At 68.7% G+C, this 246-nt stretch carries 1 protein-coding gene; it reads right to left on the bottom strand.

The window, feature by feature from the left end; genetic code table 11:
* A partial coding sequence (locus ACYQ0U_RS22885; protein ID WP_459976180.1) for a transposase occupies window positions 1-246 on the bottom strand: 246 nt, incomplete at both ends.

Genomic DNA, 246 nt, shown 5'->3' with positions numbered 1-246 from the left:
GGCGAGGAGTCGGCGCAGGTTGAGGCCCGCGGCACGGTGGTGAAGCCAGCTGTTGTTCTTCTCGACCCCGCGGTACGGGACCCGGCGGGCGCCGCGGGTCAGCCAGGCGATCGATCGTTCGACCATGGGACGGTGTTGCCGGTAGGTGGCTTGGAAGCGCTCGTCGGTGGCTCGTTTGCGGTGCTCGCGTTGGAGCTGGTCGTGCTCACCGACCACGAGCTTGCGACCGCGCGCAGAGTTGGTGCA

The sequence above is a fragment of the Nocardioides pyridinolyticus genome (assembly GCF_054653575.1).
This window is presented reverse-complemented; position numbering and strand designations above follow the sequence as displayed.